The organism is Sphingomonas sp. SORGH_AS_0879 (assembly GCF_030819175.1).
GTDB lineage: Bacteria > Pseudomonadota > Alphaproteobacteria > Sphingomonadales > Sphingomonadaceae > Sphingomonas.
The window spans coordinates 610,504-630,524 of sequence record NZ_JAUTBJ010000002.1; the positions used below are offsets into that span (position 1 = coordinate 610,504).

Below are 20,021 nucleotides of genomic sequence, written 5' to 3' on the forward strand. Positions count from 1 at the left end.
TAACCTAGAAGGCAGATGTAAGATGCAATTTAAGCTTTGCGCAACCGATACGCACACCGCAATCGAATCTCCCACGTCACGCTGCCAGCGCTGACATTCGCCAGTCGCCCGCCGACATAGTCGACCGGGCCGGACGCGTCGGGATGGGTCCAGCCGACGACCAACTCGATCACGCGGTCCTCCGCCGTCTTCAGCTCGTCGGAGACCTGTCCCTGGCCGATCCGGGCCGCGACGGTGACGAGGACGGAGAAGTCGAACGTCACCCGCTGGTCGCGCTTGCCGGACAGGCTATTCGGTTCGGCGGCGTCGCTGGCGGGTACGACGAACAGGGCGGGGAGCGCGCGGGGCAGGTCCGACTGGGCGGGCGCCTCCAGCACGCCCTCCACCGATTTGAACCCCGTGCGTAGCGCCGCGACGATGGGATTGAGGGTCAGCATCAGGCGGCTCCGAAGCCCAGGTGACGCGCCAGCGCGCCGATCGTGTAATCCGCGTTCACATCGTTGAAACCGAGATACGAACGCCGGGGGATGATGACCTTCGCAACGATGCGGCCACCGAAGGACAGGGCCTTCTTCTCGCGCGGGCGGATCTCGCCGCCGGTCTGGTGGATCAGCGCGTACACGCCCGCACCCCCCGATCGCTCCGGCCCGGCGGCGGCGAAGTCGGGGCCCCAGTCCTCGGCGATCGAATTGCCCAGGTCGCCGGACAGGGTCAGTGTCTTGCCGCCATGCTCGATCACGCGGCGCGACGGCGTCCACTTCCTGCCGGTCGGGTCGGTCTCGGTCTCGAACCGTTCGCGCGTGGTGTCGGCGAGGTGCCCGGCAATGTCCTTCATGGCGATGGTCATGTCCGCGCCCGCCGCCGCCATCCGGTTCATCGCGGCGGTGACGTCCTCCCGGATCGTGAAGGCGATATCCACCATCAATAGCCGTCCAGGCCGTCCGGATAGGCGCGGCGACCGGGGGCGATGACGATCGGCGTGTCGCTGGCCGTCTCGATCGGCGCGGCGGCGGCGGGAAGGCCGAGCGTCGCCTTGCCGTCCTGGATGCGGACGAGAAGCGCCATCGCCGCCTTGGCCTGGTCCGCGATCCCCTCCGGCGCGCCGCGCGGGTAGAGCCGGGCACGGGCGAGGTCGCCCACCGCCATTTCGAGGATGCGCGGCACCGTCGCCAGCGGCAGGGCGTAGCGGCTGGCGATATGCGACTCGGCGATCGCCTGGGCATCGACCAGCGCGCCGACCAGCAGGTCGCGATCGATCCGGCCGGAACCGTCCAGGTCGGTCATCCGCACCACCTCGTCCAGGGTGAAGCGCTTGACGAACGCCGCGATCGGCAACCAGCCCGCGCCGCCGTCCGGCGTCGCCCAGCTCGATTCGAGGACGACGACCTCGATCTCGCTCTCCAGCGTCTGGCCGCCCAGGTCGTCGGCGCGGACCGTGACGGCATAGCGTTCGCCGTCGCCGCCGCCCGACAGCGCCAGCGTGACCACCCCGCCGGAGACGGTGGCGCTGGCGACGAGCGCGGGCGCGCCGGGCACGAGGCCCCGTGCGGTAACGGTCACGGCGCGGATCGCGGCGATCGAAGCGTTGCCGGAAAAGGCGACAGCCGGGCGAAGTGTCTCGCCCGGCTGCTTGGTGATCGTGGCGATCATGCCGCCGCACGCTTCGCCTCGATGGCGGCGATGATCTGCTGGACGGTCGGATCCTGCGGCAGCTCGACCTGTTCCTTCTCCGCCAGTTCGAGCAGTTCGGGCTTGCGCAGCTTGGACAGGGGGACCGTCTGGGCGTCGTCGGCGGGCGGCGGGTTCTGCGAACCGCCGCTGGCCGTGGCGGCGGCCTGTTCGCGAAGCTGGATCGTCTCGGCGAAGACCGGATCGTCCAGGATCGCCTCGCTGGCGAGCAGGCCGTCGAACGCCTCTTCCTCGTCGCGATCGTCCATGTCGAAGCGGATCGGCGTGTCGGGCGCGTATTCCTCGCCCTTGAAGATGACGGTCCGCGCGACTTTGTAGGGGTAGCTCATGATGGTTCCGGGGTTGGGCGCGGGCGGACGCGGTGCCGCCCGCGCCGGGGGATCAGTTCGCCGAGAAGGCGTTCTCGAAGAAATAGCCCGCCTGGGCGGCGATCACGCGTTCCTTGACGCTCTCGCCGACCAGAACCGCGGTGCCGCCGCGCAGGCCCATTTCGCCCGGCTTCAGCTCGCGCTGCGACGCCACGCGGTCGCCCCAGGTGAAGGTGCCCGCAAAGGTCGGCGTCTCGCGCGACAGCACCGGCGCCTTGTAGGTCAGCGCCAGATGGTTGCCCCACAGCCGCGAAATCTGCGCGGCCTGGCCCTTGCGCGCCTGGTTGCCGAACGCCTGGCCGACGACCACCTCGTTGACCTCGAACAGCTCGGCGACTTCCTGGCGGGTGACGAGGCCGCCGCCGTTCGTGCCGCGAATGGCCTTGATGACGCCCGCGTTGCGGCGGAACTTGGTCCAGCCGCGCTGGCCGAAGGTCATCTGGTTGGGGCGGAGCAGCGGCTTGTCGAGCGCGTCCGAAATCAGCGTGACCGCATCCGTGTTCGGATTGTCCAGCGCGTCGGTCGTCGCCAGCGTGACGCGCAGGTTCGGGTCATAGGTCGCCGGGTTGAAGATGATCGACGCCGCGCGGATCTCGCGCCGGATCTCGATCAGTTCGGAGGTCAGCGCCGATGCGTTGCCCAGCGGGTCGTACCGCTCGTCCGCGTTGTTGACGTCGGCCTGGGGAACGGGCGACTCCAGGCCGTGATCCTCGGTCACGTCGGGGATTTCGACGCCGTCCATCGTGACCTGGTTCGCCTGGCTGCGGCGACCGATCAGGGTTTCGGGCGTGTTGAAGAACGTGTCGATGCCATACTGCATGAACGTGAAGTTCTGTTTCCCCACGGTGATGCGGGGCAGCACGATATCGGCGATGTAGCTCTGGTTCTTGTAGGCGATGGCGATCGCGGTGAGGTCGGGATCGATCGGATAGGGCGACTGGGCCATGGGTAAGCGTCCTGAAAGCGTCGTGAAGGCGGGTTGAAAGGGGCGGGATCAGCCGGTGATGAAGCCGGGCGCGGGGCGATAGGCGACCACGTCGCCCAGCACGCCGGTCGCCAGCGAGAAGCCGATGATGCGGACGCGCACCCCGGCGGCGGGCGCGGCCTCGACCGCGCGGCCCTGGGCATCGGACGTGATCGGTCGACCGCGCCCGACATTGCCGCCCAGCCGCACCTCGGGCAGTCCGCCCAGCGCCGCGTCGAACCGCTCGCCCTGGACGGCGGCCAGTTCGGTGCTGGTCGCGATCAGGTCGTCGGTGGGACCGGCGGCGGGGAGCAACGTCTGGTCGTCGGCCCCGAATTTGAGGATGAGATACGGGGCGATGGCCGCTCCGGCGCGAAAATTCTTGGTCAGTCCGTCCGTGCGGCCAGCCATGGTCGTTAGCTCCTGTCGTTAAGTCGGGATGGGTCCGCGCGGTCAGGCGTCGGGATGGGCTTTGACGTGACGCACCGCCGCCTGGATGGTGATCGGCTTGCCCGCCTTGGCCTGGGCATCGGCATAGGCGCGGGCGCGGCGGGCGATCTCGTCGGGCCTGGCCGCGTCGGCGGGCTTGCGATCGCGGGGCGCGGCCTCGCCCAGGGCGATGACCGGCTGCGCGCCGTCGAACAGCGACATGAAGGCGGCGACCGGGGTCATCTGGTTGGCGTCGCCCTCGCCGAACGACACGGGCTGGCTGGCGTCGAGCAGGTCGAGCAGGCCGACCACCTTGTCGCGACCGGCGGGGGCCAGCTTCACGTCGGCGATCAGCCCCTCGGCAAAGGCGACATGGGTGGCGTGGCGATCGGCCCTTTCGCGCTGGGCCCGTTCGGCCTCGCGCTGGGCCTGCTCCTCCTCGCGGGCCCTGATCGCATTCTCGCGATCGTCCAGCGCGGCGGCGCGCTCGGCGAAGGCGACCGCCTCCGTCGTGGTGTCAGTCATGGTGTCCTCGTCGTCGATGGAAAGGGTCACGACGCCCGCCGGAGCGTCGGAAAAGGCGACCGTCCCCAGGCCCTTGATCGCCGGGGCCGCGCCGCCCAGGAAACCCACATGCTGGAGATACCAGCGGCCCGGCTTGGGATTGGCGGGGCTCGACGGCGGATAGAGCTGGGGGGAAATCTTGCGGTAATGCCCGGCCTGGACGGCCTCGGCGAAGGCGGGCGCGACTTCGGACGGGTGGGCGACCAGAACGCCGTCCTCCATCGCCAGCCTGCCGACCCAGCCAAAGGCGGGCGCATCGATCTTCGGATGCCCGACGACCAGCGGCGCGGGATCGCTCTGCGCGTCATAGGAGGCGATCAGCTCGTCCAGGTCGGACTGGGCGAAGGTGACCTTCGTACCGTGGATATCGGTGAAGGTGCCGGGACGCAGGATCTTGATCGGGGGCGGTGCCATGCCCGCCGACATAAGCGGCGCGCGGTGCCGGGGCGGCTTGCGCCAGCGCCCCCCGAACCACGTATTTCTCTAGAGGATTGTCGGCTGCCGCTGGGGCACGAGGGGATCAGCCGTTCGCGGCTTCAGTGAGGCCGGGCCGGTGCACCACTATGCACGGCCCGGCCTGGGATCAATCCTGAAGTCGCTGGAGCGACACCTGCAACCTGACGCCTGGGGCCTGGGGCGCTGTGCCGGTGAGTGTCGCATTGTCGCCACTCACCGAGCCTTCGAGGTGAATATCAACCTCGTCCACCCCAAACACCGAAGCCATTCCCGGCACCGACGTATGCTTATAGGAACGTACATCGGCGGTTATGCGACCATTGCTCTCATGATAGGTGCCGACATAGGCCATCATGCTGTCGCCGCCGCGCAATTGTCCATTATGGAAATACCCCACTCCAGCACCCCCACCAAACGGCGTGACAAATCGAATTGCGTACAAACCAGATTCAAATGCCATGAATTCCTCCCGTTCAGGTGGCTCGTCGATGCTGCGAGCCAGCGGAATCTAATTGGGCAAAATCGCCTTACAACCGGCCCTGAAAGATACTATCGATTGCAGTAGAGAGTTCTTCGGCCGGCCAATATTCCCATTTTGGGAAACTTACTCGATAAATTGATGTGAGCGCTTCGACCGTGCTTTCCATTGGTCATATCGGTGCGGCGGGTCGCGCTGGATCGCCGCCGCCGCGTCCAGGTAGATGAGCCGGTCGTCCGGGCATCGGCGCGCGTTCCGGCTCATGATCGCATCGCGCAGCGCCTCGCGCCGGGTCGCCCGCCATGGCCAGCAATTGTCGAAGACCCGCAAACGCCAGCGGGGATTCTCGTCGGTCGGGTAGAGCAGAGGATCGAGGGCCACCTCCCCCAAGGCCGCCCGCGCGCTCATGCCCGGCCCCATTCCAGGGCGGCGGTCTCCAGCATGTCGATCGCGTCGGCGTCGGCACCCTTCGTCTTCAGATAGGCCCGCACGCCCGCCGGATCGGCCTCCAGCGGGAAAGCACGATCCCGGCGCGCCTGAAATGCAAACAGCCCCACCCAGTCCTCGCGTTGATGCTGGGCGACCAGCCACAGTCCGAAATTCTGTTTCAATGTTCCGACTCCCATAAGAACAGAACATGAACATGGATCAAGTCGGGTCGGGTTGTCCAGATGGCGGATGCGTCCCGCGACGACATATGCCGTGTACAGGCTGTACAGGCCCCTACAGCCGCGATCCGGCCTGGGCGCGACCCATGGAAGGGGCGAAGCGTCGAGCGCCCCTCCTGCCGGTCATATTCGGAAGCGGTGCAGCGACCTGGGCAGGCCGGGTCAGAGCAGGCCGAGCCAGCGGGCCAGCGCCAGCGCCGGACGGGTCGCCCAGGCGAACACCAGCACGGCCAGCGACAGGATGATCCACAGCCGTTCGAGCTTCACCGACATAGCCGCTCCACCATGCCACCATCGTCCCAGTCGCGTCGATAGCGCGCCTGCCTGGCCTGCAACTGCCAGCACGACAAATCGCCGCGAGCCCCCGCCACCGTCGCCAGCGTCCGACCGTAGCGATCCAGCCCGACGCGCCGGATGCGGAACGGTGGCCGCAATGCCTCGGACAGCGACGCCTTGGAGGCGAAGGGATTGCCCCGGACGCAGCGCCGTCCCTTGCGGCAATGCCCCGGCATTTCCGGCGCGTCGATCGCGAGCAGCCGAATCCGCTCCCGCCCGCATCGCAGCGTGTCGCCATCGACGGCGATCGGCGTGCAGGTGAGCGCCTGGGCCGCCATCGCGGCGATCAGAGACAGCATGAATATTTCGGGCGGGACTGCCGGGGCCGCTTCTGAAGGTCGGCCAGCGTGTCCAGCGCCTTGCCCGTGACGGTCGTCGCCTGCTCATGCAGTGCCTTCGCGCTTTCCAATTTGCCTTCGACCAGGCGGAAGGCGCAAATCTGCTGGCGCGGCGGCGTCTCGCCCGCGAGCTGATAGGTCAGCACCATCCGCCGCAGGGCGAGCTTGCCCGCCTCCGCCTTCATGTCGTCGAGCAGGTCCCGCAACCGCTCCGCCTCGCCCAGGCCATGGACCGACGCCGAAGCCCCGGCCTGCTCCCGATACGCCGCCGGGGTCAGCGCGGGGGTGTCTTCCCGCGTGACGTCCAGGCGGCGGAAGTCCTGCCCGGCGGGAAGGTTGGCGCGGACATGGGCTTCGCAGGCGGCGAGGTCGGGTTGCTCATCAAAGAACAACGTCGACGAAGCTATCGCGGCGCCCCCACCGATCACCATACTTGCCAGCAAGGCGGTAAGCTTGCCGTTCATCCGCCTTTGCCCGCGACGATCGCGGCGACGATCGATGCCATCGACGTGGCAGGGGGGCCGTCATCGTTTGCAGACTGCGACGAGATTGGTTGGAACAGCGCGCCCAGCACGATCGGACGCTCCGCGTCCGATGCAGCCCCTTCCTTAATAAGACCTAGATACGTCGAGGTCATGGCCGAACGCCCGCTAGCATCGGTCGCAAGCCGCTGCTCGGATGAGTATCGGCGGACAAGTATACGCATGAGCCAGAAAAACATCGTCAGCCAAAAGAGCGTAGTTGCTCCGGCGAATATCAACTCGAAATGCAGCGTGGGTCTGATACCCGCCTGCGCAAGAGCCGAAGCTTTTTCTGCGCTTCCCGGAACGGCATCCGCCAGCATGGATCGCGCGCTACCGAACGCGTAGTGAGATACAAAGGGTGTCGCGATTGTTCCGGCTATTCCGAGGGCAATGGAAGCAATTGCATATCCCTTAGCAGATTTCTCATGAAGCAACTTTCGCTCACCCCAAAGCTCTGCGGGCTGCGCAATCCTGATATATTCCATCTGTGATTTTCGCCAATCGTCGAGAGCCTGGCTTGCATCCTGTACGATGGTGTTCGCCTTTGAGGATAAGGCATCCAGAGATTCAGTCGACGTGTTAAAATGATCTCCCAAACTTGCTTGCAATTCAATCTTATGGGCATTCACGTCAGCAGTCGCGGAATCGATCGTCGCGGACAATGTTTTGACCGCGCTCGCGGATGTAGCCAAACCAGACGCGGCAGCGGCGCTTAGCTTTTCCAGTTCACCCATTGCCGAGGCAAATCGTTGACGCAATCCGTCAAGCTGGCTCTGAATGTCCTTCACATCATTTCTGACGGCCATCGGAACAGGGTTGAACGAAGTCATCCTCTGTCGATAAATTTCTATTCCGACGATCACATCGAGTTTGCCCCAGTTCAAATCCTGAACGGGAATGTCTGCGGCGTATGCGGCCCCTTCCAACGCGTCGACGCCATGCTCAAGGAAGATGTGGTAGAGCGCCTCTCCAGATGGAGACCCCATCGTTACTATCCCTGCCTCGGCATGAAGATCACCAGGCAGACCCTGAGCTAATAGAGCATTGTTTCCAACGACGCTCGCCAATCTGTCCCAAGCGTCACGGATCGCCCTTATCGCTGAAGATGCAGTCGCTTCGCCATGCCCGCTTAGCATGACATCGATCGCATCCCGTTCCCGATAAACCCAAGCAATAGCTTCGACCTGGTCAACAAATGACTGAATGCCGCCCTTTTCCAAAGCGATATGGACTTTGAACATCGACCCCCCAAGCACATCAGTTAGATGGTTCCCCGAACCGATCTTATTGATGCTTACAACATCTTACTCGCCCACACCGCACGTCCGACCACCTCGAACCGCTCGTCGATCCCCGGTTCGTGCAGGTCGATTTCGACCGGATCATATAGCGGGTTCCGGCTCATCAGCCGGACGATGCGGCCATCGACCTGGATGTGCTTGATGACCAGCAGGTCATCCAGGCGAACGACGAACAGCCCTTCGCGCAGCCGTGACTGGTCGAGGTCGACCGCGACGAGGTCGCCGTCCGATAGCTCCGGTTCCTGGCTGGAGCCCGACACCTCGACCATGACGAGCTGGCCGACGCCCTTCAGGTTCGCCTCCATCCAGTCCCGCGAGAATGTCCAATGATAGATGGGCGGCGGTAGTCGATCGATCAGCCGTCCCGCACCGGCGGCGACCTGGACGTCATGCACCGGCACCTGGACGAAGCCCTCCGAGGCCTTGGCCGTGACGGTCGCGACCGTCTGCGCGATCTTCGGCTGGGCAAAGGACGTGCCCCCGAACGCCGACGCCAGCAATTTGGGCAACCCGTCAGCGGGCAGAAGCCCGGCCAGCCTCTCCAGCTCCGAAATCGTCGGCTCCCGCGCGCCTGCGACGGTCCTCTGCCACGTGGCGATCGACACGCCCGCCGCCTCCGCTGCCTCCTGCTGGCTGCGCCCCTTCAGCATCTCAAGGAGCATCTGCGCCGCTGCCTCAGACCAGGGCATGGGCGCACCTATCAATTATGATGTCTGTTGACATCAAATATGATGGATTTAATGGTGTGTTCACACCAAATCTGAGGTCGTCGCACGTCAAATGCTGCAAGACTGGCATCCTGAAGACATCAAAGCTGCTGTACGGCGGCGTGGTCGCACGCTGTCGTCAGTGGCTCGTGATGCGGGGATCAAGGAGGACGCCTTGCGGCGGGCGCTCGTCGTGCCACGTCGCGCCGCAGAAGCGGCGATTGCGGCGGAACTCGACGAACACCCCAAGGTCATTTGGCCCACCCGATACAATGAGGACGGCTCACGCAAACGGCCGCAACCTGTCGATAACTACCGGACGGAAGCCCGCTTTCGCAAGCCGCACGGCATGTCCCGGACCGAGACCCGCGCATGACGTTGCTGGGTCGCGAATATTTGTCCGCGCAGGAGATCGCGTCGCTGGAGCTGGAGGGGCTGCCGACCAACCGGACGGCGGTCGCCAACCGGGCCAGCCGGGGCGAGTGGCGCTGGATCAGTCGGCAGGGCGTCGGCGGCGGTCGCCTGTTCGCCGTCGCCGACCTGCCCGAGGCGGCGCGGCGCGATTATGCCGACCGCACCGCCGCCCAGCCGGTCGCCGGGCAGCGCGGACGGCCCAAGGGCTCGGACTTCTTCACCCGCAACCCCGACGCCGCCGATGCGGTCGAGGCATGGATCGCCGAGCGCGACCTGTCGGCGACCGGGGTCCTGGAGCTGCTGACCGCGCGGTTCGATCCGGTGCCGTCGATCCGCACCGTCCGCCGCTTCATATCCAAGCTGGAGGCGACCAAGCCCGCGTTGCTGGCCAGCGTCCGCGATCCCGACCTGTACAAGAGCAAGTACCGCATCGCCCTGGGCCGCGCCGATGCCAGCGTGTCCTACGCCCATCAGATTTGGGAGATCGACACCACCAAGGCGGACGTCATGACCAAGGAGGGCCGCAAGTCGATCCTGGGCATCGTCGACGTCTGGTCGCGCCGCACCTTCTATCTGGTCGTCGACAGCGAATCCGCCCAGTCGGTCCGCCGGACGCTGGTCGCCGCGATGACCGCCTGGGGCGTCATGCCCGAAGTGCTGCGGACCGATCAGGGCTCCGGCTACATCAACGCCACCATCCGCTCGGCCTGCGAACTGATCGGCATCGTCCATGATCCGGTCCCGCCCGCATCGGGTGACAAGAAGCCGTTCGTCGAGCGCATGTTCGGCACCTTCACCCGCGAGCGCGCCGAACTGCTGGGCGGCTATATCGGCCACAATGTCGCCGAGGCCCAGCGGCTGCGCGCCCGTGCCCGCAAGGAAACCAAGCGTCCGGTCATCGTCCCCGAACTGACGGCGGACGAGTTGCAGGCGATCATCAACAACTGGCTGGACGGCGTCTATCACGTCCGGACGCATTCCAGCCTGGGCGCGTCGCCGATGGCGCGGTGGACCAACTCGCCGCGATCGGCGCGGGGAGCCCCCGACGAAGGCGCGCTCAAGCTGCTGCTGTCGGCGCTGGTCGGGACCGCGCAGGTCACGAAACGCGGCATCACCTGGAAGAAGGGCCGCTACTGGACGCCGCCGCTCGCCGCGCATGTCGGCCGCACGGTGACGATCCGCCGGGACGAGGACGATCTGGGCGCGCTGTTCGTGTTCGACGAGGACAACCGGTATATCGGGACCGCCGTCAATGCCGAGCGGTCCGGCCTGTCCGAACGCGACTTCGCGGTCGAGGCGCGGCGCGATCAGGCCAAGCTCATCAACGCCCAGCGCGCCGAGCTGCGCGAGAAGCGGCGGCGATTCTCGTTCGAGAATGCGCGCAACGCGGTGCTTCGCCGCGACGCCGAGCAGGCGGGCAAGCTGGTCGCGTTGCCGGTCCGGACGGTCGAGCATCAGACGCCGACCCTCGCCAGCATCGCCGATGCGCCCGCCGTCCTGCCCAGCAGCAGCGCCATCGATGCCGCCGAGATGCGCTATCCCGGCCCCGCCGCCCGGCCCCCGCGCAGTTTCGAGGATCGCATGGCCGAGGCCGACCGCGTCCTGGCCGACCACGATGCCGGTCAGGCGGTCGATCCGGACGCCCTCTCGCGCGCCCGCATCTTCACCCAGTCCACCGAATACCGCGCTCACAAATTGCTGACCGCCGACTTCACCGCGCGGCGCAATCCGCCCGCCGCATCATCCCTCAAGGAGAGTTCGCTTTGACCAACATCCATGAACCCGCCCAGCTCACCAACATGCGCCTGGGCCTTGCGACCATGATGCGCTGTCAGGAGGCGCCGCAGGGGAGTCCGCGCCTGGGGCTGCTGTACGGCCCGTCCGGCTATGGCAAGTCGGTCGCCGCCGCGACGATCGCCGCCCGGTTCAACGCGGCCTATGTCGTCGCCCGCTCGACCTGGACGCAAAAGTCGATGCTGCGCGCGATCGCCCAGGATCTGGGCATCACGCGGCTGGGCCGCACCGCCGACGAACTGCTGGATCAGGTGATCGAGCAGCTTCTGGTCGCACCGCAGCCGGTCATCGTCGACGAAACCGACTATGTCGTTCACCGCAAGAACGTCGAGATCATCCGCGACATTCACGACCATGGCGGAGTGCCCGTCATGCTGATCGGGGAGGAAGCGCTCCCCGCCAAGCTCAAGGACTGGGAGCGGTTCGACAATCGCGTCCTGGTCGCCACGCCCCGCCCAGCCGTCCAGCCTCGCCGACGCCTGCCTGCTGCGCGACTATTACTGCCCGCGCGTCCAGGTGGCGGACGACCTGGTCGACGCGATCGTCCGCGCGACCAAGGGCGTGACGCGCCGGATCGTGACCAACCTCCAGGAGGTCCAGTCCCAGGCCATGTCCAACGGCATGACCGCGATCGACCGCGCGACCTGGGGCCACCGTCCGTTCTCGACCGGCGACATTCCCATCCGGAAGGCGTCGTGAAGCTGCTGACCACGAAGGGCACGCCCCGGGTCCGATTGCAGGTTGCCGGTCCGCTCTGGTCCGCCCTGCGATCCGCGATCACGCCGCCCAGCATCCCCGAGCTGCTGGCCGCGTGCCCCGGCTCCTACGACACGGTCCATACGGCTTTGAAGCGCTGGCAGGATCGCGGCGCGATCATCCGGTGTGCGGACAAGCCGCTGCGCTTTCGGCTCAAGGACCGATCCCTCGACACGCCCCCGGATGGACGGAGCGAAATGGCGAAGACCAATATCCGCGAACGCAGCGCCCGCCAGCGCATCTGGACCGCGATGCGCGTCCTGAAGACGTTCGACGCGCCTACCCTGCAAATGACGACGAATGCCTCGCCACGGGCCGTCGCCACCTTCATCGACCAGCTTCAGCGGGCCAAGTACGTCCAGATGGTGGAACGCGGCTTCCGCCAGACGGGACGGACCAGCGTGTATCGCCTCGCCCGCAACACGGGGCCCAAATGCCCGACCACCACCCGCCCGGACGGCAAGATGGTCATCCTCGACAACAACAATGGTCGCCGGGTCGATATTTCGCCGGGGGCCGTCTCGCTCCGGAAAAAGTCGACGACCGTCAATTCGGGCGGGGGGGTAGGGTAACCATGTTCGTTAACCACTCCAACCGCGACAAGGCGCTCGCCGCCTGGACGCCGGAGCCGCCCGCCTGGGTGGTGGTCCTGGCGGACGCCTGCGACCGGACCAACCAGCGCGACGTCGCCGCCCAGCTCGGCAAGTCCGCCGGTTATGTCAGCCGCCTCATCAACCGCAGCTATGCCGGATCGTATCCGGAGGCCGAACAGCTCGTCCGCGCGACGCTGTCCGCCGAGGAAGTGATCTGCCCGCTTTACGGCCAGATGCCGCTGAAGACGTGCCTGCGAAATCGCCGCCGGGAACGGTCCGCCAACTGGCTCCACGTCCAGTTCGCCCGGACCTGCCCGACCTGCCCCAACAACACCGACCATCCCCACGCACAGGAGGATTGAATGACGCTTGCAACCGACCTGCAAAACCTCGTTTCCGATGTGTCCGCCGCGATCGCCGCGAACAAGCCGCTGGGCCGCGCCGATCTGGAGATCATGCGCCGCAACCTGTCCGCCCTGGCGGACGAGGCGCGCCGCACCGACACGTCCCAGACCGTCGCCGGGCTGGTCCTGCGCGACCTGTTCGAGGGGATCGAGAAGAAAGCCGCCGACCTGGGCAGGCTCGCCACGCATCAGCGCCACCGCCTGACCGGCGAAGTCGCCCGCATGGTGGAGGAACACGCATGAGCGTCCTTCACCGCCGCATCGACGCGCCGATGGCGGGAAGCCCGATCATCGTCGCGCCCGTCGCCGTCTCGCCCGATCCCCAGGACACGACCGGGATCGGCGTCCGCATCGTGACCATGCCGGGCGTCGGGCTAGTCATCGGCGTCACCGTCGTCTGCCCCACGGGCACGATGATGGTCACGCTGGACGAAGACCACGCCACCGCCTTTGCGATGGAGCTGACCGTTGCCCAGCTTCTCCACGCGCAGGCGCTCGACCGGGGGGCGGAGCGATCCCATGGATAGGACCATCCGCATGGTGCCGATGCGCGGCTTCACCGCCGCCATCGCCCAGGACCGGGCCGCGCCCCAGGCCGGGCAGGTCGGGGGGATCGCGGTCGGCTTCGACGGGGTCGGCGACGAGGCGATCGTCTCGCTGTCGCTGCGGCATAGCGACGGGACGATGCTGGTCGCCTCGCTGTCGGTCGCCGGGGTGAACCGGCTGCTGGGGCTGGTCGCCGACGCGATGAGCGCGCCCGATCCCCGGGCGGTTCGGGGGACGCTGCAATGACCGCCGCGCCGGATCGCCAGCTCGGCGAGATCCTCGCCGCCGCCGCGATCGCCACGGGGCACAGCGTCGACGACATGCTGCGCCAGTGCCGCACCAAGCCGCTGGTCCTGGCGCGGCAGGCGGCCATCCTGGCGATGCGCGAGGCGACGGGCGCATCGCTACCCGCGATCGGGCGGGTCATGCGGCGCGGCCATCCCGCCATCCACACCGCGCTGCGCCGGGCCGAGGCGCGGTGCGAACTCCATCCCGACTTTCGCGCGCTGGTCGACCGGCTGCGCGCCTTCGGAGACACGTCCGATGACTGACCCGCTGGGCCGCGTCACGCTGGCCGAATGTCCGCCGGGCCCGTTCCTGTTCGACGGGACGCTGGGCTTCAAGACCGAATACCGCGCGATGGTGGCGGACACCTCGCCCGGCGGCTCCAAGCCGGGGGTGCGGTTCACCACCAGCCGCTGGCCCGACGCCTATTGCCTGTCCACCGGCGAGGCGTTCTGGGGCGGCACCACCCGGCACCGCGACCGCGCCGCGCTGCTCGTCCTGCCCGTCACGCTGGCCGATGACGCGGTGCGACCGGCCCGTGGCGGGGTGGTGCTGTACCATGGTCCCGCGACCATCTGTCCGGGGTGCGGCGGCACGTCCTGGCTGGTCGGGCGCTGCTCGGCGGAATGCGGGCGCTGCCGGACCGCGCTCGATCTGGCGTCCCCCGGTCATGCCGAGGTGCGCGCATGACCGTCGATCCGATGACCGCGCGTCGCCGCGCCATCTTCGCCGCCGCCCGCGACGCCGGGCTGGACGAGGACGATCGCCGCGCGGTGCAGCTCCGCGTCACCGGCAAGCCGTCGCTGACCGGCATGACCCTGACCGACATGGACAAGGTGCTGACCGCGATCCGGGGCAACGGCGCGGCGCGCTCGGCGCGCCCGGTCGGCTCGACCCGCGCGCATGTCGGCAAGATCTGGGCACTGTGGTGGTCGCTCTACTGGCTGCGCGCGGTCGAATGCCCCGAGGAAAAGGCGCTCAACGCCTGGGTGAAGCGCCAGACCGGGGTGGATGCGGTCCGCTTCCTCGACCACAAGGCGGCGATCGCGGTGATCGAGGCGATGAAGGCGTGGGCCGCGCGCGAAGGCGTCGAATGGAGTTCGCCGCCCTGCGCCCAGGCGGACCGCCGCGCCGTCCTCGACGCGATCTGGGCCAAGCTGCTGGTCGTCAACCGGGTGGAGGGCCGGACCGCCGACGCTTTCCTGCGCCAGCGGCTGAACCTGCCCGCCGCCCGCTGGACCGACCGCCAGACCGACGAGGCGATCAAGCTGCTGGGCCGGATGCTGCGCGGGGGGGACGGCAATGGCTGACGATCTGCCCCGGCTGGACGACCTGCCCATCCCGGACGACGCCAAGCCGGGTCGCGGGTGGACGCCCTTCATGCTGGAAATGGCCGCGCATATCGGCGCGACCAACACGCTGCGGCTCGTCGACCATTTCGGCGGGCAGAAAATCTATGTCCCGATCGCGGTGGAGAAGAGCCCCTTCGCGGACGTGCTGCCGACCGAGACGGTCGAGACGCTGGCACGGGTCTATGGCCGGGAAAAGGTGGAGTTTCCGACCGCGCGCGAAGCGCTGTTCCGGGCGCGCGGCGCGCCGGTCATCGCGGCGGTCCGCGAGAAGCGGCTGGCGCGCAACGATGCGGCGCGCATCCTGCGCACATCGGCCCGCTATATTTCGCAGCTCGCCAATGATACGGACGACGAACCCGACGGTCGCGTCTTCGTGCTGCGACGTCCGGTCGACACGCGGCAACTGGAGATGTTTCCGGACCCTGCTGCGCCAGCGCCCCCCGACTGAAAACCCCGATTGTGTCACGCCGTCCCCGATTACGCCAACGGGGACCGACGCGTGTTTTGGATGGAATATGTCAGGGTCATTTGGCCCATCGCGTCGACGCTGACGCCAATCTTGATCGGACTGGCCGTCTTCTGGCTGCGCAACCAGTTCGCGCTGAAGACCGAATTGAGCCAGTTGGGGGCGCGGCTCGACGCCAAATGCGCGCTGATCGACGGCAAGCTGATCGATCATGCGCAACGACTGACGCTGGTCGAACTCGAATGCAAATCGCCGCCGACGCGCCATGAATTGCAGACCGAACTGGCGTCGATGCGCGAGCGCATGGGCAGCCTGGAGGGCGGGATCGGCTCGATCCAGCGCCAGCTCGGCACCACCAACGACTATCTCCAGGCGCTGCTGGAGCAGGGGCTGCGCAAATGATGACGCCACCCCGCGCCGCCGTCGTCCGCCGTGCCATCCTCGACCTGCTGGAGGAGATCGGCGGCGAGCATAACGACGACGAACTCCACCTGCTGCTCATCGGCCTGGGCCATCGCATCGCCCGTGCCGACGTCGCCGACTCGCTGACCTGGCTTGCCGCCGCCGAACTCGTCCGGGCCGAGCGGCTGGGGCCGTTCGTCGTCGCGCGCATCCTGTCCGCCGGGCGCGACGTCGCCAGCGGCCTGAGCGTGGTCGAGGGCATCCACCGCCACAAAACGGGTGAGTGATGGCTGGCCGCTCCTCCCTCAAGAGCCTGCCGCCGAGCGTCCTGGATGCCGTGCACGACGCGATCGGGCGCGGCCAGACGATCGACGATATCTGCGAGCTGCTGCGCGATCTGGGAACCGAGCGGTCGCGCTCGGCGGTGGGGCGCTATGCCAAGGATTTCGCCGAGCTGGCGAAGCAGCAACGCCGCCTCCAGACCATTTCCCAGGCGTTCGGCAAGGAGTTCGGATCGTCCGACGACCATCAGGTCCGGATGATGAACCAGCTCATGACCAGCGTCATGATGCGCGCGATCCTGCCGATCGCCAGCGCCGACGAGGACGCGCCCGCCGAGGATGACGAGGACGGCGGCAAGCCGGATATCCTGGCGCTGTCGCGGCTGGCGAAGGCGGTCAAGGACGTGACCAGCTCGTCCAAGATCGACATCGAGCGCGAGTCGAAGATTCGCGAGGAGGAGGCGCGCCGGACCCGCGAACGCGCGGCGGCGGAGGCGACCGAGGCGGGCCGCGCGGCGGGCGCCAGCGAGGCGACCCTGGCCGCGATCCGCACCCGCATCCTTGGGTTCGCGGCGTGACGACCGCCGTCCTGCTGCCCTATCAGGTCGAAGCGATCGAACTCAGCCGTGCGAACCCGCTGTTCGCGTCGGAAAAGTCGCGACGCACCGGCCTGACCTATGGCTTCGCCGCCGACGCGGTGCTGACCGCATCGCCTGCCGAGCGGCCCCAGAACGTCTATTACCTGGCCTACAACAAGGACATGACGCGCGAATTCATCGGCTATTGCGCCGATTTCGCCAAGGCGTTCAACGAGGCCGCGACCCAGTCGGACGAGTTTCTGTTCGACGACGGGTCGGAACGCGGCATCCTGTCGCTGCGCATCGATTTCCCGTCCGGCAAGTCGATTGTCGCGCTGTCCTCCAAGCCGCGCTCGCTGCGCGGTATGCAGGGCGTCGTCATCATCGACGAAGCCGCGTTCCACGACGATTTCTGGGGCGTGCTGAAGGCCGCGCTCGCGCTGCTCATGTGGGGCGGGCGGGTGATCGTCATCTCGACGCACGACGGCGCGGACAATCCCTTCAACGAACTGATCGAACAGATCAACGCTGGGAAACGCGCAGGCGTCGTGCAGCGGGTCACGCTCGCCCGCGCCCTGGCGGAGGGGCTGTACAAGCGCATCTGCCAGCGGACCGGCAAGACGTGGAGTCCGGAGGCCGAGGCCGCCTGGGAAGCCGAGCTGCGCAAGACCTATCAGGACGGCGCGGACGAGGAACTGGACGTCATCCCGGCCAAGGGGTCGGGCATCTACCTGCCCGCCGCGACGATCGACGCGTGCATGACGCCCGAACACCGCGTCGTCCGCCTGACCCTGGGCAAGGAATGGGACACGGCGGGCGGGCTGCTGGTCGCCGCCGACAGCGCCGATGCGCCGATCGGCGACAATCTGCGCGCCGAGGTCCGCGCCTGGCGCGAAGCCTGGCTGGCGGAATGGATCGAGCGCGAACTCGCGCCGGTCGTCGCGCTGTTCGATCCGCATCGCCCCAGCTTCTGGGGGCAGGACTTCGCCCGGACCAACGACCTTTCGACCATCGCGGCGGGGCAGGAGGATGCGGCCTGCGTCCTCCAGAACCGGCTGGGGCTGGAGATGCGCAACGTGCCGTTCTGGGCCCAGTTCGCCATCCTCTGCTGGCTTTGCGACGCGCTGCCGCTCTGGGCGGCGGGCAAGATGGACGCGCGCGGCAACGGCCAGCAACTTGCCGAGGACATGCAGGAGAAGTTCGGCGCGGACCGGATCGAGGCGGTCATGGCGACCGAGGCGGTCTATCTCGCCCGGATGCCGCGCATGAAGGCGCGGTTCGAGGACCGGACGATCGCGATCCCGCGCGACGAGGGCGTCAAGGACGACCTGCGGCAGGTCAAGATGGTGCGCGGCGTGCCCCGGATCGTCGACCGCGTCGCCAGCAAGGAGGACGGCGCGAAGGGCAAGCGCCACGGCGACTATGCGATCGCGGTCATGAATCTGGTCGGCGCGGCGGACGAGGACGTCCAGCCGGTCGACACCCATGCCGCAGGCCAGCCCCGGTCGATGGGCGGCGATTACGAGAACACGGAAACCGGCTTCGGCACGGTCCGGCGACGCGACGACTTCGGTCGGGCGGGGGATTGGTGATGGCGAAGAAGAACAAGCGCGGCGGCGGCAAGGCGGTCGCCCTTCCGGCGGACCTGTCGATGGAAATCGCCTCGACCGGCGACGGGCGCGATATCACGCGGCCATTCGTCCAGGAACTGCAACAGCCGCGCGACCCCAAGCTGTGGGGTGCGACCGACTGGGGCGTGTACGAGCGCATCCGCAAGGACGATCAGGTCAAGTCCTGCATGGAACAGCGCATCCGTGCCGTGGTCAGCCGGGAATGGGACGTGCTGCCCGGCGACGAGGAGGATGCGCGCTCGGTCGAGGCCGCCCAGGCGTTCAAGGAGACGCTGGAGCGGGTCGGCTGGGACCTCGTCACCGAAAAGATGCTGTGGGCCAGCTTCTACGGCATCTCGGTCGCCGAGCTGAACTGGGGTGCGCTGGACGGCCTGCTGGATTGGGTGCCGGGCGAGAAATGCCGCGCCATCCATGTCCGCCATGCCCGCCGGTTCCGGTTCGACAGGAACGACCGGTTGCGCCTGCTGACCCGCGCCGCGCCGCAGGGCGAGCCGGTGCCCGACCGCAAATTCTGGGTCGTCCGCGCGGGCGGCACCGACGACGATCAGGTTTATGGCGAGGGGCTGGCGGAATGGCTCTACTGGCCGACGCTGTTCAAGCGGAACGGCGTCCGCTTCTGGAATATCTTCCTCGACAAATTCTCGGTGCCGACCGCCAAGGGCACCTATCCGCGCGGGTCGACCGCCAAGGACATCGACAAGCTGCTGGCGGCGATCCAGGCGATCGCCAACGACAGCGGCTTCGCGATCCCGGCGGGGATGGACGTCGAGCTGCTGACGCTCGCCCAGTCGGGCGCGGATTTCGCCGCCGTCTGCCGGTACATGGACGGCTGCATCGCCAAGATCATCCTGTCCCAGACGATGACCACCGACAACGGATCGAGCCGCGCCCAGGGCGAGGTTCATGCCGACGTCAAGCTGGAGGTGGTGAAGGCCGACGCGGACATGCTGTCGGACAGCTTCAACGCGGGCCCTGCGCGCTGGTGGACCGACCTGAATTACGGGCCCGACGTCGCCAGCCCGATGCTGGTCCGCATCGTCGCCGAGGAAGACGACCTGAAGGCGGCGGCGGACACCGACAAGACGCTGGCCGAGCTGGGCTGGGTCCGCACCGACGAGTCGTTCAAGGACCGCTATGGCGATGGCTATGTCCGCAAGGCGGAGACCGCGCCGGTCGACCGGGGTGGGACGGCTCCCGTACCCGGCGCGCCCCCCGCCGCCAATGACGACGCGGTGCCCGTCGACCCGGCGGTCGCCCTGGCCGAACCCGCCATTCGCGCCGATCGCGACGATATCGACGATGCGGTCGACGCGATCATGGCGGACGAGGGCTGGACCGGCGACGCCGCTGCGATGATCGCGCCGCTGGTCGCGCGGCTCCGGGCGGCGGGCTCGGTCGAGGACGCGATCGCGATGCTGGAAAGCGCCGCCGCCGACCGCGCCGCCGAGCGCCTGGCCGAACGGGTCGCCCGCGCCAGCTTCGCCGCGCGCGTCCAGGCGCTGACCGGTTCGGAGGCGCATTGATGGCCGACGAGATGGACATCGCCGTCGCGGTGGGGACGCGCGAACTCGAACGCCTGATCGCCAATGCGCGCCAGCCGGTGCCGGTCGGCGTGGCTGGGGAATGCCGCGAATGCGGGTGGACCTCGCCCCGACTGGTCGGCGGTCGGTGCGCGCCGTGCCGGGACGGGCGCTGAC

General features: G+C 67.6%; 31 protein-coding genes. 17 read left to right on the forward strand and 14 right to left on the reverse strand.

What is annotated here, in order from left to right:
• Positions 1-29: 29 nt before the first annotated feature.
• From QE379_RS03540 to QE379_RS03605, 14 genes are all read right to left on the reverse strand, one after another.
• Positions 30-437, reverse strand: coding sequence for a hypothetical protein (locus QE379_RS03540; RefSeq protein ID WP_306997887.1), 408 nt, complete (start codon positions 435-437; stop codon positions 30-32).
• Complete coding sequence (locus tag QE379_RS03545) at positions 437-922, reverse strand: phage virion morphogenesis protein (protein ID WP_306997888.1); 486 nt, start codon at positions 920-922, stop codon at positions 437-439. Before QE379_RS03545 ends, QE379_RS03540 begins: the two co-directional genes overlap by 1 nt.
• Positions 922-1,650, reverse strand: coding sequence for a DUF1320 domain-containing protein (locus QE379_RS03550; protein ID WP_306997892.1), 729 nt, complete (start codon positions 1,648-1,650; stop codon positions 922-924). The genes QE379_RS03545 and QE379_RS03550 overlap by 1 nt, the downstream gene beginning before the upstream one ends.
• On the reverse strand, positions 1,647-2,018 hold the full coding sequence (locus QE379_RS03555; RefSeq protein WP_306997894.1) for a hypothetical protein: 372 nt from the start codon (positions 2,016-2,018) through the stop codon (positions 1,647-1,649). Before QE379_RS03555 ends, QE379_RS03550 begins: the two co-directional genes overlap by 4 nt.
• 52 nt (positions 2,019-2,070) lie before the next feature.
• A complete protein-coding gene (locus QE379_RS03560) occupies positions 2,071-3,003 on the reverse strand; it encodes a capsid protein (protein WP_306997896.1) in 933 nt (310 codons plus the stop codon).
• 48 nt (positions 3,004-3,051) lie between these two features.
• Positions 3,052-3,432 (reverse strand): hypothetical protein, encoded by a 381-nt coding sequence (locus QE379_RS03565; protein ID WP_306997898.1) that lies wholly within the window; start codon positions 3,430-3,432, stop codon positions 3,052-3,054.
• A 42-nt stretch (positions 3,433-3,474) separates the two neighbouring features.
• The gene (locus QE379_RS03570) at positions 3,475-4,428 is read right to left on the reverse strand and encodes a hypothetical protein (protein ID WP_306997899.1); all 954 of its coding nucleotides are present in this window, start codon (positions 4,426-4,428) and stop codon (positions 3,475-3,477) included.
• Between the two features lie 169 nt (positions 4,429-4,597).
• Positions 4,598-4,930 (reverse strand): GrlR family regulatory protein, encoded by a 333-nt coding sequence (locus QE379_RS03575; RefSeq protein ID WP_306997901.1) that lies wholly within the window; start codon positions 4,928-4,930, stop codon positions 4,598-4,600.
• A 144-nt stretch (positions 4,931-5,074) separates the two neighbouring features.
• Complete coding sequence (locus QE379_RS03580; protein WP_306997903.1) at positions 5,075-5,356, reverse strand: hypothetical protein; 282 nt, start codon at positions 5,354-5,356, stop codon at positions 5,075-5,077.
• Entirely contained in the window at positions 5,353-5,559 is a 207-nt protein-coding gene (locus tag QE379_RS03585) for a hypothetical protein (protein ID WP_306997905.1), read from the reverse strand. The genes QE379_RS03580 and QE379_RS03585 overlap by 4 nt, the downstream gene beginning before the upstream one ends.
• A 320-nt stretch (positions 5,560-5,879) precedes the next feature.
• Complete coding sequence (locus QE379_RS03590; RefSeq protein ID WP_306997907.1) at positions 5,880-6,251, reverse strand: thermonuclease family protein; 372 nt, start codon at positions 6,249-6,251, stop codon at positions 5,880-5,882.
• Positions 6,239-6,754 carry a hypothetical protein gene (locus tag QE379_RS03595; RefSeq protein ID WP_306997911.1) on the reverse strand — a complete coding sequence of 172 codons (516 nt, stop codon included), beginning with the start codon at positions 6,752-6,754 and terminating at the stop codon, positions 6,239-6,241. Before QE379_RS03595 ends, QE379_RS03590 begins: the two co-directional genes overlap by 13 nt.
• A complete protein-coding gene (locus QE379_RS03600; protein WP_306997913.1) occupies positions 6,751-8,055 on the reverse strand; it encodes a hypothetical protein in 1,305 nt (434 codons plus the stop codon). Before QE379_RS03600 ends, QE379_RS03595 begins: the two co-directional genes overlap by 4 nt.
• A gap of 53 nt (positions 8,056-8,108) precedes the next feature.
• On the reverse strand, positions 8,109-8,804 hold the full coding sequence (locus tag QE379_RS03605; RefSeq protein WP_306997915.1) for a LexA family transcriptional regulator: 696 nt from the start codon (positions 8,802-8,804) through the stop codon (positions 8,109-8,111).
• A 91-nt stretch (positions 8,805-8,895) separates the two neighbouring features.
• Between QE379_RS03605 and QE379_RS03610 the strand changes: the two genes are divergently transcribed.
• The 17 genes from QE379_RS03610 (at position 8,896) to QE379_RS03690 (ending at position 20,020) form a co-directional block, all read left to right on the forward strand.
• Entirely contained in the window at positions 8,896-9,198 is a 303-nt protein-coding gene (locus tag QE379_RS03610; protein ID WP_306997917.1) for a helix-turn-helix domain-containing protein, read from the forward strand.
• Positions 9,195-11,003 carry a Mu transposase C-terminal domain-containing protein gene (locus QE379_RS03615; protein ID WP_306997919.1) on the forward strand — a complete coding sequence of 603 codons (1,809 nt, stop codon included), beginning with the start codon at positions 9,195-9,197 and terminating at the stop codon, positions 11,001-11,003. Before QE379_RS03610 ends, QE379_RS03615 begins: the two co-directional genes overlap by 4 nt.
• Positions 11,000-12,358: an AAA family ATPase gene (locus QE379_RS03620; protein WP_306997921.1), complete on the forward strand. Its 1,359-nt coding sequence runs from the start codon at positions 11,000-11,002 to the stop codon at positions 12,356-12,358. Before QE379_RS03615 ends, QE379_RS03620 begins: the two co-directional genes overlap by 4 nt.
• Before the next feature lie 2 nt (positions 12,359-12,360).
• Entirely contained in the window at positions 12,361-12,741 is a 381-nt protein-coding gene (locus QE379_RS03625; RefSeq protein WP_306997923.1) for a hypothetical protein, read from the forward strand.
• Positions 12,742-13,026, forward strand: a complete 285-nt coding sequence (locus QE379_RS03630; RefSeq protein ID WP_306997925.1) for a hypothetical protein — start codon at positions 12,742-12,744, stop codon at positions 13,024-13,026.
• Entirely contained in the window at positions 13,023-13,310 is a 288-nt protein-coding gene (locus QE379_RS03635; protein WP_306997927.1) for a hypothetical protein, read from the forward strand. The genes QE379_RS03630 and QE379_RS03635 overlap by 4 nt, the downstream gene beginning before the upstream one ends.
• The gene (locus QE379_RS03640) at positions 13,303-13,575 is read left to right on the forward strand and encodes a hypothetical protein (protein WP_306997928.1); all 273 of its coding nucleotides are present in this window, start codon (positions 13,303-13,305) and stop codon (positions 13,573-13,575) included. The genes QE379_RS03635 and QE379_RS03640 overlap by 8 nt, the downstream gene beginning before the upstream one ends.
• On the forward strand, positions 13,572-13,880 hold the full coding sequence (locus QE379_RS03645; protein WP_306997931.1) for a helix-turn-helix domain-containing protein: 309 nt from the start codon (positions 13,572-13,574) through the stop codon (positions 13,878-13,880). The genes QE379_RS03640 and QE379_RS03645 overlap by 4 nt, the downstream gene beginning before the upstream one ends.
• Positions 13,873-14,304 (forward strand): hypothetical protein, encoded by a 432-nt coding sequence (locus QE379_RS03650; protein ID WP_306997934.1) that lies wholly within the window; start codon positions 13,873-13,875, stop codon positions 14,302-14,304. Before QE379_RS03645 ends, QE379_RS03650 begins: the two co-directional genes overlap by 8 nt.
• Complete coding sequence (locus QE379_RS03655) at positions 14,301-14,924, forward strand: regulatory protein GemA (RefSeq protein ID WP_306997936.1); 624 nt, start codon at positions 14,301-14,303, stop codon at positions 14,922-14,924. Before QE379_RS03650 ends, QE379_RS03655 begins: the two co-directional genes overlap by 4 nt.
• Positions 14,917-15,414, forward strand: a complete 498-nt coding sequence (locus QE379_RS03660; RefSeq protein ID WP_306997938.1) for a hypothetical protein — start codon at positions 14,917-14,919, stop codon at positions 15,412-15,414. The genes QE379_RS03655 and QE379_RS03660 overlap by 8 nt, the downstream gene beginning before the upstream one ends.
• Before the next feature lie 111 nt (positions 15,415-15,525).
• Positions 15,526-15,834, forward strand: coding sequence for a hypothetical protein (locus QE379_RS03665; protein ID WP_306997940.1), 309 nt, complete (start codon positions 15,526-15,528; stop codon positions 15,832-15,834).
• The gene (locus tag QE379_RS03670) at positions 15,831-16,121 is read left to right on the forward strand and encodes a hypothetical protein (protein ID WP_306997942.1); all 291 of its coding nucleotides are present in this window, start codon (positions 15,831-15,833) and stop codon (positions 16,119-16,121) included. The genes QE379_RS03665 and QE379_RS03670 overlap by 4 nt, the downstream gene beginning before the upstream one ends.
• On the forward strand, positions 16,121-16,693 hold the full coding sequence (locus QE379_RS03675) for a phage protein Gp27 family protein (protein ID WP_306997944.1): 573 nt from the start codon (positions 16,121-16,123) through the stop codon (positions 16,691-16,693). The genes QE379_RS03670 and QE379_RS03675 overlap by 1 nt, the downstream gene beginning before the upstream one ends.
• Complete coding sequence (locus tag QE379_RS03680; protein WP_306997946.1) at positions 16,690-18,285, forward strand: terminase large subunit domain-containing protein; 1,596 nt, start codon at positions 16,690-16,692, stop codon at positions 18,283-18,285. Before QE379_RS03675 ends, QE379_RS03680 begins: the two co-directional genes overlap by 4 nt.
• The gene (locus tag QE379_RS03685; protein WP_306997948.1) at positions 18,285-19,847 is read left to right on the forward strand and encodes a DUF935 domain-containing protein; all 1,563 of its coding nucleotides are present in this window, start codon (positions 18,285-18,287) and stop codon (positions 19,845-19,847) included. Before QE379_RS03680 ends, QE379_RS03685 begins: the two co-directional genes overlap by 1 nt.
• Entirely contained in the window at positions 19,847-20,020 is a 174-nt protein-coding gene (locus QE379_RS03690; RefSeq protein WP_306997950.1) for a conjugal transfer protein TraR, read from the forward strand. The genes QE379_RS03685 and QE379_RS03690 overlap by 1 nt, the downstream gene beginning before the upstream one ends.
• The last annotated feature ends 1 nt before the right edge of the window (position 20,021 follow it).

Coding starts and splice junctions, on each gene's coding strand:
- QE379_RS03560 (WP_306997896.1), bottom strand. CDS start 3,003: ATGGCCCAGTCGCCCTATCCGATCGATCCCGACCTCACCGCGATCGCC.
- QE379_RS03570 (WP_306997899.1), bottom strand. CDS start 4,428: ATGGCACCGCCCCCGATCAAGATCCTGCGTCCCGGCACCTTCACCGAT.
- QE379_RS03650 (WP_306997934.1), top strand. CDS start 13,873: ATGACTGACCCGCTGGGCCGCGTCACGCTGGCCGAATGTCCGCCGGGC.
- QE379_RS03550 (WP_306997892.1), bottom strand. CDS start 1,650: ATGATCGCCACGATCACCAAGCAGCCGGGCGAGACACTTCGCCCGGCT.
- QE379_RS03690 (WP_306997950.1), top strand. CDS start 19,847: ATGGCCGACGAGATGGACATCGCCGTCGCGGTGGGGACGCGCGAACTC.
- QE379_RS03625 (WP_306997923.1), top strand. CDS start 12,361: ATGTTCGTTAACCACTCCAACCGCGACAAGGCGCTCGCCGCCTGGACG.
- QE379_RS03575 (WP_306997901.1), bottom strand. CDS start 4,930: ATGGCATTTGAATCTGGTTTGTACGCAATTCGATTTGTCACGCCGTTT.
- QE379_RS03555 (WP_306997894.1), bottom strand. CDS start 2,018: ATGAGCTACCCCTACAAAGTCGCGCGGACCGTCATCTTCAAGGGCGAG.
- QE379_RS03675 (WP_306997944.1), top strand. CDS start 16,121: ATGGCTGGCCGCTCCTCCCTCAAGAGCCTGCCGCCGAGCGTCCTGGAT.
- QE379_RS03590 (WP_306997907.1), bottom strand. CDS start 6,251: ATGCTGTCTCTGATCGCCGCGATGGCGGCCCAGGCGCTCACCTGCACG.
- QE379_RS03645 (WP_306997931.1), top strand. CDS start 13,572: ATGACCGCCGCGCCGGATCGCCAGCTCGGCGAGATCCTCGCCGCCGCC.
- QE379_RS03655 (WP_306997936.1), top strand. CDS start 14,301: ATGACCGTCGATCCGATGACCGCGCGTCGCCGCGCCATCTTCGCCGCC.
- QE379_RS03610 (WP_306997917.1), top strand. CDS start 8,896: ATGCTGCAAGACTGGCATCCTGAAGACATCAAAGCTGCTGTACGGCGG.
- QE379_RS03640 (WP_306997928.1), top strand. CDS start 13,303: ATGGATAGGACCATCCGCATGGTGCCGATGCGCGGCTTCACCGCCGCC.
- QE379_RS03670 (WP_306997942.1), top strand. CDS start 15,831: ATGATGACGCCACCCCGCGCCGCCGTCGTCCGCCGTGCCATCCTCGAC.
- QE379_RS03630 (WP_306997925.1), top strand. CDS start 12,742: ATGACGCTTGCAACCGACCTGCAAAACCTCGTTTCCGATGTGTCCGCC.
- QE379_RS03545 (WP_306997888.1), bottom strand. CDS start 922: ATGGTGGATATCGCCTTCACGATCCGGGAGGACGTCACCGCCGCGATG.
- QE379_RS03540 (WP_306997887.1), bottom strand. CDS start 437: ATGCTGACCCTCAATCCCATCGTCGCGGCGCTACGCACGGGGTTCAAA.
- QE379_RS03580 (WP_306997903.1), bottom strand. CDS start 5,356: ATGAGCGCGCGGGCGGCCTTGGGGGAGGTGGCCCTCGATCCTCTGCTC.
- QE379_RS03565 (WP_306997898.1), bottom strand. CDS start 3,432: ATGGCTGGCCGCACGGACGGACTGACCAAGAATTTTCGCGCCGGAGCG.
- QE379_RS03660 (WP_306997938.1), top strand. CDS start 14,917: ATGGCTGACGATCTGCCCCGGCTGGACGACCTGCCCATCCCGGACGAC.
- QE379_RS03685 (WP_306997948.1), top strand. CDS start 18,285: ATGGCGAAGAAGAACAAGCGCGGCGGCGGCAAGGCGGTCGCCCTTCCG.
- QE379_RS03605 (WP_306997915.1), bottom strand. CDS start 8,804: ATGCCCTGGTCTGAGGCAGCGGCGCAGATGCTCCTTGAGATGCTGAAG.
- QE379_RS03635 (WP_306997927.1), top strand. CDS start 13,023: ATGAGCGTCCTTCACCGCCGCATCGACGCGCCGATGGCGGGAAGCCCG.
- QE379_RS03595 (WP_306997911.1), bottom strand. CDS start 6,754: ATGAACGGCAAGCTTACCGCCTTGCTGGCAAGTATGGTGATCGGTGGG.
- QE379_RS03615 (WP_306997919.1), top strand. CDS start 9,195: ATGACGTTGCTGGGTCGCGAATATTTGTCCGCGCAGGAGATCGCGTCG.
- QE379_RS03600 (WP_306997913.1), bottom strand. CDS start 8,055: ATGTTCAAAGTCCATATCGCTTTGGAAAAGGGCGGCATTCAGTCATTT.